We start from the raw sequence: 18054 nt of genomic DNA, 5'->3' as shown, positions 1-18054 counted from the left end.
TCGGGAGGCGGCATGAACCTTTTTACGCTGGCAGCACACAATCTCTTTCGTAAGCCATTCCGTACGGCCGCGCTAGTACTTGCTGTGGGAATCGCGACGGCGGCGGTGTTTGCGACCGCCACTCTGATGCATGGCATTGAGCGCAGTGTGGACCATGGGTTTTCGAAGCTCGGTGCCGACCTGATGGTGGTACCGAGGGGAACTATGGTCAGTATGGAACGGGCCTTGCTCACCGGTGAACCGTCGACTTTCTATATGGAGGCCGACCTCGCAGACGAGGTCAATGCACTGCAGGGCGTTAGCACCGTAGCATCGCAGCTTTTTCTGACCACGGCCGATGCGGAGCACTGCATTGTCGGTGATGCGTTCCTGGTCGGTTTCGACCGCGAGAACGACTTCACCGTGATGCCGTGGGTGAGTGATCGCCTAGATCGAGAGATGCAGCCCGGAGACGTGGTCGTCGGCGGCGGCAGTGATTTCGAGTTGGGCGAGAGTGTCTACTACTACGGGCAATACTTCACTGTGTACGGGAAACTCGATCGCACGGGCATTGGCCTGTCCGACAACGCGATTTTCCTGGACCTTGACGAAGCCTACGCACTGGCGGAGGCATCGCGCGACTACGACGACGTGGAGCTTGGTTTCGGACCAGGGGACATCTCGGCGGTGTTGGTCCGGCTCGAGAGTGGAGCGGACCCGGAGCGAGTGCGTTTTGCCCTAGCCCAGAACTCGGGCATCTCGGTTGTTGCAGCTGGCAACGTGGTGACCGGCGTGCGTCAGAACGTGGTCGCGCTGTTTGCCGGCACGGCGTTGCTCACGGGCGTACTGATCGTGGGCAACATTCTGATGATCAGTGCGATCTTCTCCACCATCATCAATGAACGCCGGCGCGAGCTCGGCCTCCTTCGCGCAATTGGGGCACGTAAGAGCCGAGTCTTCAATCTAGTGCTCACCGAATCGGCCATGCTCGGGGCTGCTGGTGGAGTGGCTGGGGTCGCACTGGGGTTGATCCTGCTACGCATCTTCAACCGCACGATCGGCTTCCACCTCGACCTGCTGAATATCCCGTTTCTCTGGCCGCCGGTTGAGAACATTGCCTTGATGGGAATGGCGGCGATCCTCATGGCGCTGCTGGTGGCAACGCTAGGTGCGAGCTATCCAGCGGTATCGGGCGCACGACTTGAACCTTACGACGCGATTCGGGCAGGTGAATGATGCTGTTACGTGGCGAAGAACTGTCGAAGTCCTATGTGATCGGAGACCAGCGTATCCAGGCGGTAAATGCTGTCTCGATCGATCTGTCACCGGGTGAATTCGTTGCGGTCATTGGGCATTCGGGGAGTGGGAAATCCACCTTGCTGAGCATGTTGGGCGGCCTTACCCGGCCCACGTCTGGAGCTGTGTACTTCGAGGATGAATCGGTGTGGAGTCAACGGGATGTCCCTAGGTCGTTACTACGAAACGAGCGGATTGGGTTTGTGTTCCAGTTCTCGAGCCTGATTCCAACCCTGACCGCTATCGACAACGTGGTCTTGCCTCGCATGTTCGGGCGAGAACGGGTCAGCAAGGACGTCTATGCCCAGGCCGAGGGACTACTCGAAACCGTAGGGCTGGGGGAGAAGATCCATTGCTTCCCCAGCGAGCTGTCGGGTGGGCAGCAGCGCCGCGTGGCGATCGCCCGTTCGCTTATCAATCGGCCGAGCTTGCTGTTCGCAGACGAGCCGACCGGCGATCTCGACGAACAGACGGAGGCCGAAGTGATGGACCTGTTGCTGCGGACGCTAAACGAGGACAACACCGCATTGTTGATGGTGACACACAACAACGCTCTTGCCGACCGTGCCGATCGTGTCCTGCAGATGAAAGATGGGAGGCTGCTATGAACATTATCCAGATTGCACTGCGGGAAGTTGGCCGGCGAAAAATGCGGACGCTCTACACCGCTTCCGGTATTGCGCTTGCCGTGGCTTTGCTGATCTCGACCATCACCGTTGGCGGTGGTGGATACCAGGATCTCACCCAGACCATCAACCGCTACGGGCATCAGCTCACGATTCTTCCGGCGACCACGAACGAGACCAGCCTGCAGGGCTTTGGAATCGGCGGAGAGCATTACATTCCGGAGGACGCCATTCCGCATCTCCAGGAAGTCTATGAGCAGGCCATTGTCGAAGGATGGCGTGCGCGCGACGCCCTGATCTTGATCGAAGGCTTTATCGGCGACCAAGAACAGGTGGATCCGGCGACCTTCGCGCCTCGTGTCTATGCCGAGACGGAGCTGAAAGGGCGTGACATCGTGTTCGCCGGGATCGAGCCCCGGAAAGAGTATATCGCTAAATTCTGGTGGGAAGTCGATGCGGGGAACCTTGTTCGCAGGGACGACGAGATCATGTTGGGCAAGATCCTTGCGTCGGCGACGCGTACTCAGGTCGGTGACGAGGTCGATATTGCCGGCGAGACGTATCGGGTCGCTGGAATCTTGCAGGAGACCAACTCGCCAGATGACTACATGGCCTTCGCCACGCTGCCGACGGTGCAGCGAGCCTTCAATCGGGAAGGGCAGGTATCGCTGATTAGCGTCCGCGCGATGTGCGCCTACTGTCCCGTCGGTGAAGCGGAACTTGCGATCAATCAGGGCGTGGTTGGCGTGAGGGCTACCTCGCAGCGAGACATCGCAGCGGCCCAAGCAGCGATATTCAGTAATGTTTTCACGACCGTTGTGGGGTTCGTGATTATGGCATTCGTGATCGCTTGCATGGCGGTTTTCAACATGATCATGGGATCGCTGCATGCTCGTATCCGCGAAGTCGGATTGCTGAAGGTGCTTGGGGCCTCACATGCGCAACTGGCCCGTTTATTCATGTACGAGGCTGCATTGATTGGTCTTGTCGGGGGACTCCTCGGGTATCTGATCGGAGTGGGCATCGCCTACCTGCTCGGGCCGATTGTCATGCCCGATGTTGTGATCCGGTGGGAGTGGGAACACGTGGCGCTAGCCGTTGGGGCGGCCCTTGGGGCCAGCTTGTTGGCGACGCTCTATCCGGCATTTCGTGCCTGCAACGCACGCCCTGTCGAGGCTTTCCGGGCCCTCTGATGCCAGCCCAACCAAGGAGGTCGATGTGGATCCTATCGTGCAATTGAAAGGTGTCTCCAAGGTCTACAAAGCGGGCGAAGAGCAGGTTGCCGCGCTCGATGACGTCGATCTTGATATTGGTCGGAACGAGTATGTCGCCATCATGGGGCCGAGCGGCTCAGGCAAGTCGACGTTGCTGAACCTGATGGGTGGCATCGACCGCCCAACCAGCGGTGAAGTTTGGCTCGCTGATCAGCGCATTGACCAATTGTCCGAGCGCCAGCTGCTGGAGGTTCGTCGACGGCGCGTTTCATACGTGTTTCAGGATGCTCGACTTATGCCATCACTCAACGCGATCGAGAACGTGATGTTGCCGCGAGCGTTTAGTGCGGGCAGAGCGGATGCTCGTACGGCCGCACTCCAATGTCTCGAACGAGTGGGGTTGGAGAAACGGGCGAAGCACATGGTGCACGAACTGAGTGGCGGCGAAGCGCAAAGGGTCAGCATCGCGCGGACGCTGATGAAAGAGCCCGACCTGATCCTGGCGGACGAGCCTACTGGCAACCTGGACCGAAAATCGAGAATGGAGATCGTGTACCTATTCGAGGAGCTGAACACGATGGGGAATACCATCGTACTTGTCACGCACGACCAAGAGATTGGTGAGCGCACCCGGCGATGCATCCGCATCGACGATGGGCGTCCACTCCAGGAGGCTGCGTGATGAACGCTGCGTCCGAGTCCCCAATCGAGAGGAAGGGCCAGCCACGTAACCGGGTGGGCAAACGCCGATATGGCTGGAAACGCGTTCTGGGCAAGGTGCTGTTCTGGTTTGCGATCGTTGCCGGTTCTTTCACCATGCTGGACTGGGGGCTCGGCGCTTACCAAAGTAGCCTGATTGAGGCCCGCGAGCAGCGCATGGAGGAGCTTCAGCGCATGGCCTGGCGCCATCTGCGTGCCGACCTGGACGAGATCACGTTGGAGCCTGACGGGCGCTACCGCGTAACGATCTGGATGGAGAACCTCTACCCAGAGAACGACATGTATTTCATGGTGCCGTCGGTCCGAGGGTATCTGCAGGTGGGTCCGCGCTGGGTGGAAGTGCCAGTTGAGGCAGCCGAGGATGGCAATTCTCGCGTGCCTGGCTCGGTCGTGAATCTGTCCGACCGTATCCACCTGGATGTGTTGCTGGAGGCGGATGACTATGACGAATACTACGAGATGCTTGAGGGCTATATGCACATCCGCTTTGACAACACGATGTACCTGAGCCCCGAGGCTGAGCCCGAAGACGATATCGTGGAACGCACCGACTGGTACTACGTCCATCTGCGTCCGAGGGATGCGGATGTTGAAGCGCTGGCGCGCAAGCACCGTTTCGGTGGCAGCGGTGCGCCATTGTTTATCTCGATGCCCCCTCACTAACGGTGTCGGACGTGATTCGGAGGTTCGCGGCGACGGTGATGGTGATGGCCGGGGCTAGTCTGGCCGGCTGCGGGCAGGGTGGCGACCCGCTTGACGTGCAGGTGGAGACGGCCCGGGAAGTATTTCTAGGCGAAGGGGAGGGCGAAGGCGATGGCTTGCTCTTCGTCACTGTGACTTTAGAAAACCACGGTACTCGGGCGGTGCATGTCCTTCTTAATGGCGTCCGGCTCATCCCAGAGGGACGAGACCCAAGCGGGTATGGTTCGTTTATCCGCCACGTCAGCCCGGTCGTGGAGGATTCAGGAGCCTCACCGGAGCACACGAACTTGCGGGCTACACTTGAGGAGTTGGGGTTCGACCGTGCATGGCTGCGTGCAGTATCGCGGAATGAGCTCGCGATCGAGCCAGGAGAGTCGGTTCGGGAACGGTTCGGCTTTAGAGTCGACGGTCCCACGGGGTGGGGTACACTGGAACTACGCTATCACGACGACGCCACGGATCAATTTCAGCGGATACGGCGGCCCGTGCGTGTGTCTGCCGAGGGCACAAGCTGAGTACCGTCCGCGCCAAAGCCGTTGCCAGTGCTAACCGGTATTCGCTTCGCCTGGGATAGGCGCGGTGAGCGGGTGGTTAGCAGGAGGGTCGGTTGAATCAGGGCCAAACGACATTCAAGTCCGGGAACGGACTGATTGACAAGGCACGTACGCCCTTGGGCGGTCCAGAACGCGGTATGCCGGCGGGTCAGCTTGGCATTGCTTCGCTGGTCGTGCTTGTGCCTCCGCTCGCCATGATTATGCAGCATCTGGTGGCGCCCGTTTCAGCGGACCTGCACCACAACGCCGGGGCACACTTCGTGCTTGAACTCTTCTACGGGTTCTTGTCACTGGTCGTTGCCTTCATCTTGTTTCAGGAAGGCCGTCGGTACAGTAATGCACGGCTTGCGTTCATGGCCTATGCGTTTGTGACGATGGGCATACTCGCTCTGGCCCACGCTGTTGCCTCCCCGGGGTCGGTTCTCTTCGTATGGTTTCACTCTTTGTCGGCGCTGTCCGGGGCACTGCTCTTGGGATTGTCCCTGTTGGTCGGGCGAATCGAGTGGTTCCGTCCCGCGTCGGCGACTCCACTTGCCGCGGTGGTCATAGGCACGGTGCTGGTGGCGTTCCTGTCGATACAGTTCGCTGAGTACCTCCACGTGATGCTGGTCAACGGGGGATTTTCTCAGGCGGCAGTGGCCATGAATCTCGCGGCCGGGGTGTTGTTTGTGCTCGTGGGGGGCGCCTTTCTTGCTGAGTTCTTGCGGTCACGCGAGACTTTGTTCCTTGTGTTCTCGGTTGTGTCGCTGCTCCTTGCCCAAAGCGAGTTCATGTTTCCCTACTCCATGCTTTGGGATGTGAACTGGTGGATCTGGCACGGAGTGCGCGTTGGCGTAGTGGCAGTGCTGATCGTGATGCTTGCGATTGAATTCGTGAAGGGCTTTCGGCAGTTGGAGATCTACCATCAGCGCCTGCTCGGTGCGATGCAGTCGATTGAGGACAGCAATCGCAGAATCCAGAACGACAACCAGATGCTCGCGGCGCACGCCGCTATTTTGCAAGACATCAGTCAGTCTCTCGATACCGAGAGCGTGCTGCACTCGATCTTAAGGGCGGCCCGGCGTTTGCCGGGCGTGGCCGACGTCGAGATCCTGCCCGTCGCTGAGCGTGGCATGCCGGGCCAATCCTTGGGGCATGATGCGCAGCGTGCGGAGCCAAACTTCACTGACCAGAGCCGGAGGCTGGTACAGCCACTGGTGGGCCGAGAGCGCGTTCTTGGCAGCATTCAGGTTGATTACGATTCGGACTACACCCCCACGGAAGAAGACTCGGTGCGGCTTCAGGTATTTGCTAACCAGGCCGCAGTCGCAATGGAGCGGGCAAGGCTGCATGAGGAGCTGGCTAAGCGCCATCGTCACCTGAAGGGGATGTACGAGACGCTGCGCGCGGTGACCTCCAGCATCGACCTCGACCGGATCCTCGACAGCTTGCTTCAGCATGAGTCGGAAGTGCTAGAAGCGCGGTACGCCCTGGCGTATCTGTTATCGGAAGACGAGAGTCGGGCGACTGTCGTTGCTGAATATGCACGCGATGAGCGACCGAGGTTTCGTGGCGCCACTTGTTCGGTAACGAGCCATCCGATGTTAATGACTTGCGTGCGTGAGCGACGTTCGTTCCATCTGGCTTTGCAGGAAGACGGACCCGAACACTTTCCGGAAACCGCCATTCAGGCAGCGGTCGATGAGGGAGAGATCAACGAGGCGCTGTACATACCGCTCATCGCCGATGGGCAAGTGATCGGGTGTATTGGCCTCCTCCTTGACGCGGGGTCACCGTTGGGGAGGGACGAGCTGGCGCTTGCACGGGCGCTAGCAGGGCAGGCCGGGTTTGCCATTCATCATGGGCGCCTCTTTCGTGAAAGCCAGTGCTCCGCAGAGTTTCGAACCGGGCTTGGTGAAACGATGATGTCGATGATCGCTGCGCGGGATCTGGATGCGGTGGTTGATGTGGTCTGTTGTGGGGCAGTCAAACTACTGAACTGTTCCCCTGCATTAGTGTGCCTCATCGACGACGATACGGAGTGTCTCCATGGGTGCGTGGCGCGGCATGAAGGGCCGAACGATCTGCGGCGCTTCGAGCGTGCATTGCGGGTCGGTCGTCGTGCCCACGAAGCAGTCGCAGGTAGTGGCGCTCCCGTGTGCCTCACACCCGGTAGCCTCGAAGATCTGGGTCTCGATGGCATTGAGGAGGAACTGGATAACAACGCGCCGATATTGATTGCTCCCTTCAACGTACGCGGACACATGCTGGGATACATGATGCTTCCGGTGTCGATGAATGGGGGGGAGCGTGACTTTGTCGAGCGGACGATGCTGTTCGCGCAGCAGGCAGGATTGGCAATCGAAACCGCAGTACTAATAAAGGACCTGAAACAGGCGTTCGTCGCGCTCGATAACGCACAGCAAAGTCTGGTGGAATCAGAGCGGCTTGCGTCGCTGGGTGAAATGGCGGCCTCGCTTTCGCACGAGATTCGGAATCCCCTGGGTACCGTCACTAGCGCGGTGGGGCTGCTGCAATCGGAGCAGCTGGACGGTTCCGAGCGGCGAGAATTGCTTGAATTGATGGAGTCCGAAGTGAACCGCCTTAATCATCTAGTGTCCGACACGCTCGATTTCGCCCGCCCGGCGCGGGCCCGCGAGCAGTGTTTCGAACTGGGCCCGTTGATTGACCAGATCGTGAGGATGGCGTCGGTTCGCTTTCCCGATCTGGTCGTAGAAAAAGAGCTCCCGGAGGACCTGCCAGATTTGACCGGCGAAGCGGCCGAGATCCAGCAAGTCCTGGCCAATCTACTAGACAATGCTGCGGCCGCGACCCAGGGCAAGGGCGCAGTGTTGTTGCGGGTGAGGCTGGAAGCGGAGCAGGTGTGGTTCGAGATTTTAGACTCGGGTCCGGGGATCCCGCACGAGATGCGCAACCGGGTATTCGAGCCATTCGAGACCACCAAGCCGGATGGCGTGGGGTTGGGGCTGGTGATCGTGCACCGGATCGTTTCGAACTGGGGCGGTACAGTAGACTTGGAGAGTGAGCCCGGCAATGGGACACGGGTAGCGTTCTGTCTGCCGCTGCCCCGTTCCCCTGCAATGCCGAAGGAGGTTAGCTATGACGGGTAGCGTGCTGATCGTGGACGATGAGCGGGGCGTTCGCCGGACGCTGGAGTTCTTGCTCTCCAAAGAGGGCTTTAAGGTGAGCGTCGCGGAGAGTGGGGAGCAGGCAATGGATCGATTCGAGGAGCGCCCCGTCGACTTGGTGCTTACTGATCTGCGCATGGATGGCATGTCCGGGTTGGACGTGGTGCGAGGGGTTAAACGGCGATCTCCAGGGGCGGAGGTTCTCGTGATGACTGCGTTCGGCAGTATCGACACGGCGGTCGAGGCGATGAAACTTGGTGCCACGGACTACATCACCAAGCCGGCGAGGAACGAAGAGATCCTTTGGAAGGTGCGCAAAATACTCGAGGGCCGATCGCTTAGCGAGGCGCATGAACCGGGCAACGAGGAGACCTGTAATTCTGGGCTGGGCGCGCTGGTGGCAGAGAGCCCCGCGATGTGTGAGGTACTGGAACGGATTCGAAAGGTGGCGCCTACAAACCTGACGGTTTTGATTACTGGGGAGACGGGAACCGGTAAGAGTTGCATTGCGCGGGCCATCCACCATCACAGCCAGCTATCCGCAGGGCCGTTCGTGTCCGTCAACTGTGCGGCCTTGCCTGAGCCGCTGCTGGAAAGCGAGCTGTTCGGGCATGCGAAAGGCGCGTTCACCGGAGCAACTCAGGCGCGAAGGGGGCTGTTCGAAGAGGCTCATAACGGCACGCTGTTTCTTGATGAAATCGGAACGTTGCCGGCAAATATGCAGGCAAAGCTTCTCGGTGCATTGCAGGATCGTGAGATTCGCCGTGTGGGCAGCAACACTCCTCAGGCGGTGGATGTGCGCGTGATTGCGGCGACGAACGCGGATCTCGAAGAAGAGGTCGCACGTGACGTGTTCCGGGAAGATCTGTTTTACCGGCTGAATGTCGCCCGGCTACAGGTACCGCCCTTGCGTGAACGAAGGGAGGATATTCCTGTGCTGGCACGAGGCATCCTGGCCCGTCTTGCCGGGGATGGTTCACACGGTGTTGCGGTAACCGACGAGGCTATGTCGGTGCTGTGCAATGCGGAGTATCCAGGTAATGTGCGCGAATTGGAAAACGCCTTGGAGTGGGCAGCAGCGGTCTGTCGGGGGCACCTAATTGCGGTCGCTGATCTTCCCGAGGCGCTCCAACAGCCACAACGGTCTGTTCGCACACCGTTAGAGCAGGGTGAGGAAACAGCAGTGGTTCGCGAGAAGGCGGTGCCGACGGATGGCAGTCTCGCAGGGCATGAGCGTCAGATTATTGAGGAAAGCATCGAGCGCTGCCGCTGGAATCTCACCGCTGCGGCCAAGTCCCTCGGAATCGGCCGCACCACGCTCTGGCGCAAGATGCGCCAGTACAATATTGGGCGTGACCCAGCTTCACGCTGATGGAGTAGGCGTGGCGCGGCCTCGGCGGGCGTGGCACATGGTGACCTAGTGCGGGCCGCCATGCGGAGCCGAGTCTTCGTTGTGACGGTTTGGATGACCGCCCGAGCCGGCGAGGGAAGCGTTGCGAGCCTCGTCCTTCAAGAAGTTCACCAAGTGCCAGATGTCCTGCTCGTCTAAGACCTCTGAGAAGGCAGGCATTGGACCACGTCCATTCCGGATGCGGTATGCGAAGTCACCGTCGGTATGGTGCGGCGCGTGTTCGATCAGATTCGCGGGGGGAGGATCAAGTTCTGTGCCGTCGGGCCCATCGCCGAGGAGTTTTGCGCCGTGGCAACGCAAGCAGTGTTCCGTGTACAGCGACTGACCGCGAACGATCGAATGTTCGTTGGGTGGAATCGGGTTTTCACGCTGGATTTCCGACTCCGGGACCTCCCATCCACTGCCATGACCGTGGGGCGGATGAGCGATTGCGGATCCAGCCATGAGGAGCGCGGCGGAGAGGGTGGTGGCGGTGACACACGACTTCAATTGGTTTCGAATCATCGTAATCCTCCTAAGGCGTTCTCGCGTGCCCGCAACAAAGCGAGTGCAGGCAACTCAAGGGACGCCAGGTGCAGAATGAGACTGGAGGTCACGTTCACCATCTGGCTATCCCGATAGAGCCAAAGCAAGAGCGGGGCCAAGTCATTGGAGTGGCGTTACAAATACCGTCAAACGGCTCTAAAGCAATTGATAGCTGCCTGCCTGCGGATGCAGTGTGCATGGCATCCACGTTTCACGCCGGTTGGATTTGGAACGGGATGGTTCAGTTCGAAACGACGGCTGCCAGAACGTACCGGGGGCAGGCGAGTGTTCAACCTTATAGGTCTGGCAGCGCAGACCGCTCCTCCCTGTTCGGTCAACGCAGATGCAGACGCCGCGAATCCCGATCGGGGGCGAGTGGCCGACCAAGGACGGGCACGCGGCAGGTCATGCTGATCTAGGTGTGCAAACGGCATAGCCATGGTGTGGGGTTTTTGATATGGCAGCCTCCGCCAGATTACGTATCTGGACCGGGTCGTATGCGGCCGATGAGCAGGCACAGGTGGTGACCTTCTTGTTTCGCGGACCTTGGACTGGTTGGATGTAATGGCCTGTTAATCGACTCGGCGCCTGCGCATCGCCCGCGAACCTTCTTGGGCCGGTACGCGTAACACATGCCTTGCAAGTCCTTTTCTCATTCTGTCCTCGAAGACGCCATTTGCCCGACGTGAACCGGACGCGTTCATGCGTCCGGCATGATGGCCATTTCGGATCTGCGGAAGCCGACGCCTCCGTCGGAGTGATCATGTTGTGTGCGAGCTAGGCTATGTCGACTTGGAAATGCAAGGAACTTCCGGAAGATGACCGTGACAGACACAGGTCTGTGCGCGTCCTCGTTCGCGGGAAGGGTTGTTCGATCTGTCATGGATCCTGATCCGTTGTAGGAAGGAGGCGCCGGAGCATCCGGGCAGGATGGGTTGGCAAAGGGTCGTGGGGTGAACCTTCCATTCTTGGATAGTGGCGGCGAGGCACGGGCCGATTCCGTAGAGTCGGATGGCAACGGTCTTCGCGCCGCAACTGCCAGATTGCCGTCGCCGCTGGGAAGAGGCCTTGCGGGCAAGCGGGCTGCGGAACCGGTGGAGGCCCGGTTAACGGGGCGCCGCTACGACATGCCGTACATCCGAGTCCCCGATTAGGGGGCTGTACGGATGGCTCAAGGGTAGGTGCTGCGCTACCGTGGGGCACACCGGCGTCGCGAGGGCTTGTTCGTTGTTCACGTTGAGACGTAAGGGAAAGTTTGGCATCCAGCTTGAGCGAGCCCTGAAGAAGGTGGGCGAGCATGAGGTTACGCTTTACCTGTTGACGCCTCATGACCAAGGGTCTCTCGAACGCGCCCTCGGTGGGACGAGAGCGTTGCCGGAGCGCTGGCATCACGGTTTTCGACTGCTAGGCCTGCCTGCCGAGGACAAGGCGAGCCTAGAGGATGCATCAATTTCTCTGCTGTCGCCGTATTACGAAATGCTATGTGGCACCTGGCTGTCGCGTTACCAGGCGTCCATGGATCAACTTCGTCAGCGATTCGAGAACAGCGACAATCCCGAGGAGATTGTGAGGCGCGCACTGAAGCTCAGCGAAAACCTTGCGCGCAGACTGCGACAGTCTCCCCCTGAGAGCAAGGCGCAGCTGTCATACTTCAGAAGAATGGACATCTATTTCTCGTGGTACGCGGAACAGTTCTTCCTGGAGTGCGCGAGCAAGGTGCAGGTTGGCGATGTCGGTCAACCCTACCGCGAACGGGTCCGGGCCTATCTAGATGCGGAGCGCCAATACAGAGCGCGGCAGGGGTATTTGGCGGATTTCCGAGGTTCGCCGACGCAAGTGTGGAACCGGATGGCGATGTACCACAAGTTGCTGCAATACTCGGTTGTCGCAAAGACCCGAACCACCGACTTGTGGCGTGCCACGTACAGGGCTGTGAAGGCGCTCTATACGATGGTGATCATGACCCTTTTCACCGTACTCATATTCCACACGATAAGGGCCGTACACAGGCTGACCATCACGCTACTGATCATGATCGCTCTGGTCCACGCGCTACGGGATTATCTTCATGACGAAATGGTCAACCGGATCACGGGATGGATTCGCAAGGGAAAACCTCTCGCCAAGACGCGAATTCTGAAACCTCTTACCGGCGAGGGGATGGGTACTCAACTCACCTGGTTCGATTACTTGCCTCCGGCGCGCCTCCCAAGCAATGTCAAGCGCAACGCGGGGAGGGGGCAGCTCGGTGAAGATATGCAGACGGTCCTCTACAGGACACGATTGATTCTGGAGCCGGAGGCGCTGGGGCAGGGACATGTCCAGGAGGTGCTGGGGCTGGACCTGGAACCCCTGTGCAAACTGATCGAAGGTGGGCAGAACCAGTTGTTTTCCGAGACGATCGATGAAGGGATGCAGGACGGGGTTCAGGTGCATAATATCGAGCGGCAGCACATCTATACATTGCTCGCGGTGTGCACGGTTCCGGGCGACCCCTTGTTAAGGGTACAACGCTGGCGCGTGACCCTGTCAGTGCGCGGCATCGCCCAGTGCGAATCCATAGAGGCGAATTGGCCGTGACCGCGGCACGAGCTCTCGACGGCGGTGTAATGCGGCGCGTCCATGCGGCTCACCCGTGGACCGCGTGAGGCAAACCGTTCTCGCCGCTCCCATCGTCCGGTTCGGTCAGGTCGTGGATCGAATCGGAAGAAGAGGGCGCCCTCCTTCTTGGTGCGTCGTTGCCGTCTGCCGACAGGACGACGGGCAGACGTTGATGGCGGAGTTGACGCAGCTATTTACCGACCGGCTGGGCCTCCAGCCCGGCGCTCACGGCCAAGCCCTCGTAAAATCCATTGCCTTCCTCGCCTGATCACGCCCGGGCGACCTTCGTTCCGGACCTCCCGAAATCCGCAACTGACAGAGAGTCATGGGAGTCAGACCCCTCGACAATCGTGATTCTGTCCTCCGCGGGAGTCGGTGTACTCCGCCAAACGACTAAGCGGCGCGATCGCCGACGCCGAAGCAAAGGAAAATACGAACGGGGACGCTGGTCGCCAGTGTCGACCGTCCACCGCGGTCAGCAACTGCTCGACAATTACAGTCCCGGTTCGCTAAGCAGGCCTTCCACATCGAGCCGCCGGGTGACCATGGCCAGGTCGCCCTCCTGGTTCCGGGGCCACGCTTCGCGGGGACGGTCCCAGTAAAGTTCCACCCCGTTCTGGTCGGGATCGCGCAGGTACAAGGCTTCGCTGACGCCATGGTCGCTGGCCCCGTCCAGTGGTATCCCGGCGGCCCGCACGCGCCGCAAGGCATTGGCAAGAGCCGCACGCGTCGGATAGAGGATGGCGAGGTGATAAAGCCCGGTCGTCCCGGCCGGTGGCGGGGAGCCTCCCGCGCTCTCCCATGTATTCAGCGCAATATGGTGGTGATAGTCGCCCGCTGCCATGAAGGCCGCCTGGGAGCCATAGCGCTGGGTCAGTTCGAAGCCGAGGACGCCGCAGTAGAAATCCAGCGCGCGTTGCAGGTCGGCCACTTTAAGATGCACGTGGCCGATCCGCGTCCCGGCCTCAATGGGACCGAAATCCGGTGAATTCACGCTGTGCGTTCCCATCGTTGCTCCTTCGTGCCTTCCCGGAGCGCTTTCATGGCCACGCTCCATGGCACTAGCTGGTCCAGCATCCCATTAAGCGATTCCTCGTTCCTGGGATGCGGCTTGCACACAGTCATATCCTCGAAATCGGTGAAGAGCGATAACTCGACCTGATTCCGCACGTGCGCCACGTGCAGCGCGCTGGCCACCAATCGCAGTTGCTCCACCGCCCGCACGCCACCCGCGGCGCCGTATCCGACGAAGCCCGCCGCCTTGTTGTTCCACTCGCCAAACACGAAATCGAGCGCGTTCTTGAGGGCGCCCGGAGGGCCATGGTTGTACTCCGGCGTCACAAAGACATAACCGTCGAAGGACGCAACCGTGTCCGCCCATGCCTTGGTATGGGGCTGCGAGTACTGCCCCATCGACGGCGGCACCGGCTCATCGAGCATCGGCAAGTTGAAATCCGCGATGTCCACGAGCGCGAACTCCGCGTCGGTCCGCCGGGTGGCGATATCGTAGACCCAGTGCGCGACGGACTCGCCGGCGCGGCCCGGGCGGGTGCTTCCAATTACAATGGCAATCTTGGGCATTGTTCTCTCCTTCACTGATTTCGTTAAAAATCATGACGAGCGGTCTCGCATCCCAGGGTGCTGCATAGCCTTTTTCCAACTCCCTGCTCAAGAGCGCACGATCATGCTCACCGGTAGACAAGGCCCCCGTCGATGATGGGAGCCTGGCCGGTCATGTAGTCAGAATCGGGCCCAGCGAGGTAAGCGACGAAGGCGGCCACGTCTTCAGGCGTCTGCGCACGGCCCAATGCAATGCCGCCGACAAACTTGTCGTAGTTCTCACCGATCTTCGCGCCCGTGATTTCGGCCATGCGGCGGTCAATCTCGACCCACATGTCGGTGCCCACCACGCCGGGGCAGTATGCGTTCACGTTGATACCATCTCCGGCAAACTCTTTGGCCGCGGCCTGCGTCAGGGCACGCACGGCAAATTTCGTTGCCGAATAGGCGCCCAGTAGCGGAAAGCCTTCGTGACCGGCGATCGACGAAGCGCTGATGATCTTGCCCTTCCGGCCACGCTGCTTGAACTTCGCGGCGGCAGCCTGAATGCCCCACAAGACACCCTCGACGTTCACCTTGAAGACTTTCTCGGCTTCCTCGGGCGTAAGATCAGCGATTGCCTGGATGCTTGCGATCCCGGCATTGTTGACGATCACATCGAAGCCGCCGAGCGCCTTTTCGGCGTGATCGACTGCCGCGTAAACCTCGTCGCGCTTTGACACATCCGCCTTGAAGGTCGTGGCGTTACGACCAAGCGCCCGCGCCACTTCCGCAACGGCCTGCATCTTTTCCTCATTCATATCCACGATGGCGATATCCGCACCGTCGTTGGCCAGGCGCAGCGCGATTGCCCGGCCGATACCCTGTCCCGCGCCCGTTATCAAAGCGACTTTGTCGTTGATGCTCATGTCCATGTTCCTCTTCAAATTGAATGCTCTATTGCAGTGAAACTTTCGGCTACTGATTACCGTTGGATGTGGGCGCCGGCTGATCGCGGTTGCCACACGGGCCCGGGATTTACCGCCGCAGCGCCGCATCCAGCGACCACCGGCCGCCGCCGCGGAAGAAGATCGCCAGCGCCACCAAGGTCCACATCAGGGGAAACTCGAAGCCGCCCTCGGTCCAGAAGAACCCGCTGGACCAGTGCACGGTTATCGTCACCGCCAGGAATGCCGCGACCACCAGCGCCACCGGCCGAGTGAGCAGCCCAAGGGCCAGCAATAGCCCGCCGAAGACCTCGATAATCCCGGCCGCCAGCGCAAACAGCAGCCCCGGCTCAAAGCCCAGGGTGCCGCCGAAGTATTCAGCCGTTCCCGTGAGGCCGTGGCCTCCGAACCAGCCAAACAGCTTCTGGGCGCCGTGGGGGATGAGCAGCAGCCCGGCGGTGATACGCACCAGCGGCCAGGCCAGCGGCGCCAGGCTGTCCAGGGCCGCGGGCCCCTGCAGCGCCCGGAAAAGTGATGGATTGGAAGTTGTCGTTGCCATGGGAATGTCTCCTGTTGTTGAACCGGTCGTTTCCGTTGCGACCACGGGAGCCATCCTGGCTTAGTTGTCATTTTGTCGTAAGTGTGCAAAACTGGAACTAATGGTCGACGTTATGGCAACCAAGAGGTCGGGCTCGGGCCTGCCACCGCCCGGACGGGCTGAGAATGATGGCCTTGTCCAATACCTCTGGGGGCCGTGTACTGCACTGACGAGTGGAATACGCCTATGCTTCGCGGCCCTGTAGGGCGAGCACATCTGATTCACAAGGCAATGGCCCACCCAAGGGGCCCGTCACACTAGCGGTGGAGATGTTGGAGCTAGGCGAGAAACTGACTGTATCCACATTGTGGCGTACCGAAGCACTACCTCCGCCGCTATTGCCGTGAGGTGGTGACTCGCTTCAACCAACGTGAACATGGCTTGTTACCGCGTCTGGCCAGCCTGTTGAAGCGGATCGACGCCACAGCAAGGCCATCAACTGGTCTGCTCTGTCGTTCTCCGACAATGTTTGCTCGCGGCGATGGGAGTGCGCGCTATGCTCGGGGGATCGCTGGCGGGGAAGGTGTCGCGCAGCTGTCGATCCAATTCCTCATCAAGCTCGCGCCTTCTCCGTTCGATCTCATCCACTCTGTTGTTTTCCCGGACTATTTCGGCCTCCTGCGCGGTGCACAAAACACTGGCGGTCGTTCCCAACTCAGGGGGCACACCGGTCTCCTTAAAACCCCCGTGCGCCGAATTCGAGTATCGCTCCTGCCCCTGAGCCTGGCCGTCTAGTGCCGTAGAATTGCGTTCAATAGCCAGCGGCTCCAAACGGTCCAAGGCCACGGGGTCCTGTAGCGTCCGGGTCAGTGAGTGAGCGGAAGTTGTCGTTGCCATGGGGGCCTCCTGTCGTTCAACCGGTCGTTTCTGTTGCGACCACGGGGACCATCCTGCCTTGGTTGTCGAATAGTTGTAAGTCTGTAAACTCGGAACTTATGGTTGACAAAATGGAAACGCAAAAGCGGGCGGGCGTAGCAGATCCGCAGGAGCTTGGCGGCTCGCTCGACGACATCCGCGCGTTTTGCACCGTCGTGGAACTCGGCAGCATCTCGGCCGCCGCCGGCAGGCTGGGCGAGACCAAGGGCGCGATCAGCCGGCGCGTTACCCGCCTCGAGGGGCGGCTCTCCACCACATTGTTGGCCCGCCGCCCCAGGGCGGTGAGCGCCACGGAGGAAGGGCTCGCCTTTCACGCCAAGGCGCGGGACGCCCTATCTCTACTGGGCGATGCCGCGGAGGCGGCCAGCGAGGCACGCTCACTGCCACAGGGTCATCTGCGGGTGACCGCGCCGGCGGACCTGGGTGTGGATCTCCTGCCGCCAATCATCACCGGCTTCCGCAGGCAATACCCGCAGATCACGGTGGAGCTGCTCCTGACCAGCAGCGCCCTGGATCTCACCTCGCACCGGATCGATATCGCCCTGCGAGCGAGCAGCGATCTCCCGGACATGGAGTATCGCGCGATTCCACTGGTGAACCTGGACGTGCGCCTGTATGCCACCCCGGCGTATCTCGGCGAGCGTGGCGAACCCCAAGTGCCCGGGGATCTGTCGTCCCATGATCTGGTCGTCGCCCGGGACCTGATGAGTACGGCTGCCATGACGCTGACCCGGCGCGGCCGGGTCGAGCGCGTCGCGCTCAGGCCCGCCGTCCAGACCAGCGAGCTGGCCAGCGCTTCTCGCGTGGTGCTCGCCGGCGGCGGCATCGGGCCAATGCCCGGCCTGGTGGCCACTCCCGCACTGGAAGACAATCGGCTACAGGCGGTGCTACCGGACTGGACGGTGGCCAGTGCCCAGCTTTACGCCATCACCGTTGCGGGCCGTCATGCACCGGCCCGTGTGCGTGTGTTCAAGGAGTTCGTACACGAGGAGTTGAACCGCCTTGGCGGCCGCGGCGCTTGACGGATCGAATTTTTGTCACAGCCTTGTTCTACCCGAAAGATTGTGAGGAAGAAGTCTGATCTTGTCACAACAGCCAATACTAGGCCGTGCGCGTATGACCCCCTCCGAAAAGAAAAACGATCAGGGCAATTCTTGCTTATTGCGCCCGGGGGCGAGAAGGCAAAACACGAGTACCGGCTTACTTCGAAAAAGTGAATCGCACGTTTCAGGGCGCTGCGCCGAGGCGCATGTCCGCGGCATGCTCCATGGATTAGTCACTGGCGCGATCGATCCATGGGTAGCACAACCCTGCGCCGCGGAATCACTGGCTTTTTCT

Annotated in this window: 15 protein-coding genes; 10 read left to right on the top strand and 5 right to left on the bottom strand. The window is 60.4% G+C overall.

Annotated features, from left to right (window positions below; genetic code table 11):
• Positions 1-12 precede the first annotated feature (12 nt).
• The 8 genes from C995_RS0105660 to C995_RS0105625 all read left to right on the top strand — a co-directional run bounded on the left by C995_RS0105660 (position 13) and on the right by C995_RS0105625 (position 9591).
• Positions 13-1215: an FtsX-like permease family protein gene (locus C995_RS0105660; RefSeq protein ID WP_018649408.1), complete on the top strand. Its 1203-nt coding sequence runs from the start codon at positions 13-15 to the stop codon at positions 1213-1215.
• The gene (locus tag C995_RS0105655) at positions 1212-1883 is read left to right on the top strand and encodes an ABC transporter ATP-binding protein (RefSeq protein ID WP_018649409.1); all 672 of its coding nucleotides are present in this window, start codon (positions 1212-1214) and stop codon (positions 1881-1883) included. Before C995_RS0105660 ends, C995_RS0105655 begins: the two co-directional genes overlap by 4 nt.
• A complete protein-coding gene (locus C995_RS0105650) occupies positions 1880-3094 on the top strand; it encodes an FtsX-like permease family protein (protein ID WP_018649410.1) in 1215 nt (404 codons plus the stop codon). Before C995_RS0105655 ends, C995_RS0105650 begins: the two co-directional genes overlap by 4 nt.
• Before the next feature lie 25 nt (positions 3095-3119).
• A complete protein-coding gene (locus tag C995_RS0105645; protein ID WP_018649411.1) occupies positions 3120-3797 on the top strand; it encodes an ABC transporter ATP-binding protein in 678 nt (225 codons plus the stop codon).
• Positions 3797-4498, top strand: coding sequence for a hypothetical protein (locus C995_RS0105640; RefSeq protein WP_018649412.1), 702 nt, complete (start codon positions 3797-3799; stop codon positions 4496-4498). Before C995_RS0105645 ends, C995_RS0105640 begins: the two co-directional genes overlap by 1 nt.
• An 11-nt stretch (positions 4499-4509) precedes the next feature.
• Positions 4510-5052, top strand: coding sequence for a hypothetical protein (locus tag C995_RS14485; protein WP_018649413.1), 543 nt, complete (start codon positions 4510-4512; stop codon positions 5050-5052).
• A gap of 92 nt (positions 5053-5144) precedes the next feature.
• The gene (locus C995_RS0105630) at positions 5145-8201 is read left to right on the top strand and encodes an ATP-binding protein (RefSeq protein WP_231362411.1); all 3057 of its coding nucleotides are present in this window, start codon (positions 5145-5147) and stop codon (positions 8199-8201) included.
• On the top strand, positions 8191-9591 hold the full coding sequence (locus C995_RS0105625) for a sigma-54 dependent transcriptional regulator (RefSeq protein ID WP_018864007.1): 1401 nt from the start codon (positions 8191-8193) through the stop codon (positions 9589-9591). Before C995_RS0105630 ends, C995_RS0105625 begins: the two co-directional genes overlap by 11 nt.
• A gap of 45 nt (positions 9592-9636) precedes the next feature.
• On the opposite strand, the gene C995_RS13910 is transcribed toward C995_RS0105625, so the two are convergent.
• Positions 9637-10134 (bottom strand): cytochrome c, encoded by a 498-nt coding sequence (locus C995_RS13910; protein WP_231362410.1) that lies wholly within the window; start codon positions 10132-10134, stop codon positions 9637-9639.
• Positions 10135-11526: 1392 nt separating this feature from the next.
• On the opposite strand from C995_RS13910, the gene C995_RS13560 reads away from it, so the two are divergent.
• A complete protein-coding gene (locus tag C995_RS13560; RefSeq protein ID WP_231362409.1) occupies positions 11527-12735 on the top strand; it encodes a hypothetical protein in 1209 nt (402 codons plus the stop codon).
• A gap of 514 nt (positions 12736-13249) precedes the next feature.
• Here C995_RS13560 and C995_RS0105605 read toward each other — a convergent pair.
• The 4 genes from C995_RS0105605 to C995_RS0105590 all read right to left on the bottom strand — a co-directional run bounded on the left by C995_RS0105605 (position 13250) and on the right by C995_RS0105590 (position 15801).
• The gene (locus C995_RS0105605) at positions 13250-13765 is read right to left on the bottom strand and encodes a VOC family protein (protein ID WP_018649419.1); all 516 of its coding nucleotides are present in this window, start codon (positions 13763-13765) and stop codon (positions 13250-13252) included.
• Positions 13747-14337 (bottom strand): NADPH-dependent FMN reductase, encoded by a 591-nt coding sequence (locus C995_RS0105600; protein ID WP_018649420.1) that lies wholly within the window; start codon positions 14335-14337, stop codon positions 13747-13749. Before C995_RS0105600 ends, C995_RS0105605 begins: the two co-directional genes overlap by 19 nt.
• A gap of 107 nt (positions 14338-14444) precedes the next feature.
• Positions 14445-15224 carry an acetoin reductase gene (locus C995_RS0105595; RefSeq protein WP_018864005.1) on the bottom strand — a complete coding sequence of 260 codons (780 nt, stop codon included), beginning with the start codon at positions 15222-15224 and terminating at the stop codon, positions 14445-14447.
• Between the two features lie 109 nt (positions 15225-15333).
• Positions 15334-15801, bottom strand: a complete 468-nt coding sequence (locus tag C995_RS0105590; RefSeq protein WP_018649422.1) for a DoxX family protein — start codon at positions 15799-15801, stop codon at positions 15334-15336.
• A gap of 986 nt (positions 15802-16787) precedes the next feature.
• Between C995_RS0105590 and C995_RS0105580 the strand changes: the two genes are divergently transcribed.
• Complete coding sequence (locus C995_RS0105580) at positions 16788-17738, top strand: LysR family transcriptional regulator (RefSeq protein WP_018862965.1); 951 nt, start codon at positions 16788-16790, stop codon at positions 17736-17738.
• Positions 17739-18054: the final 316 nt, after the last annotated feature.

The sequence above is a fragment of the Thioalkalivibrio sp. ARh3 genome (assembly GCF_000377265.1).
GTDB classification, from domain to species: Bacteria; Pseudomonadota; Gammaproteobacteria; order Ectothiorhodospirales; family Ectothiorhodospiraceae; genus Thioalkalivibrio; species Thioalkalivibrio thiocyanoxidans.
The sequence above is the reverse complement of the archived record's forward strand: the minus strand, read 5'-3'. Positions and strand labels throughout refer to the sequence as shown.

Excerpts from the sequence above, each read along its gene's own strand:
- C995_RS0105625 (WP_018864007.1), top strand. The coding sequence starts at position 8,191 with ATGACGGGTAGCGTGCTGATCGTGGACGATGAGCGGGGCGTTCGCCGG.
- C995_RS0105580 (WP_018862965.1), top strand. The coding sequence starts at position 16,788 with ATGGAAACGCAAAAGCGGGCGGGCGTAGCAGATCCGCAGGAGCTTGGC.
- C995_RS0105595 (WP_018864005.1), bottom strand. The coding sequence starts at position 15,224 with ATGAGCATCAACGACAAAGTCGCTTTGATAACGGGCGCGGGACAGGGT.
- C995_RS13910 (WP_231362410.1), bottom strand. The coding sequence starts at position 10,134 with ATGATTCGAAACCAATTGAAGTCGTGTGTCACCGCCACCACCCTCTCC.
- C995_RS0105650 (WP_018649410.1), top strand. The coding sequence starts at position 1,880 with ATGAACATTATCCAGATTGCACTGCGGGAAGTTGGCCGGCGAAAAATG.
- C995_RS0105605 (WP_018649419.1), bottom strand. The coding sequence starts at position 13,765 with ATGGGAACGCACAGCGTGAATTCACCGGATTTCGGTCCCATTGAGGCC.
- C995_RS0105655 (WP_018649409.1), top strand. The coding sequence starts at position 1,212 with ATGATGCTGTTACGTGGCGAAGAACTGTCGAAGTCCTATGTGATCGGA.
- C995_RS0105600 (WP_018649420.1), bottom strand. The coding sequence starts at position 14,337 with ATGCCCAAGATTGCCATTGTAATTGGAAGCACCCGCCCGGGCCGCGCC.
- C995_RS0105640 (WP_018649412.1), top strand. The coding sequence starts at position 3,797 with ATGAACGCTGCGTCCGAGTCCCCAATCGAGAGGAAGGGCCAGCCACGT.
- C995_RS0105660 (WP_018649408.1), top strand. The coding sequence starts at position 13 with ATGAACCTTTTTACGCTGGCAGCACACAATCTCTTTCGTAAGCCATTC.
- C995_RS0105590 (WP_018649422.1), bottom strand. The coding sequence starts at position 15,801 with ATGGCAACGACAACTTCCAATCCATCACTTTTCCGGGCGCTGCAGGGG.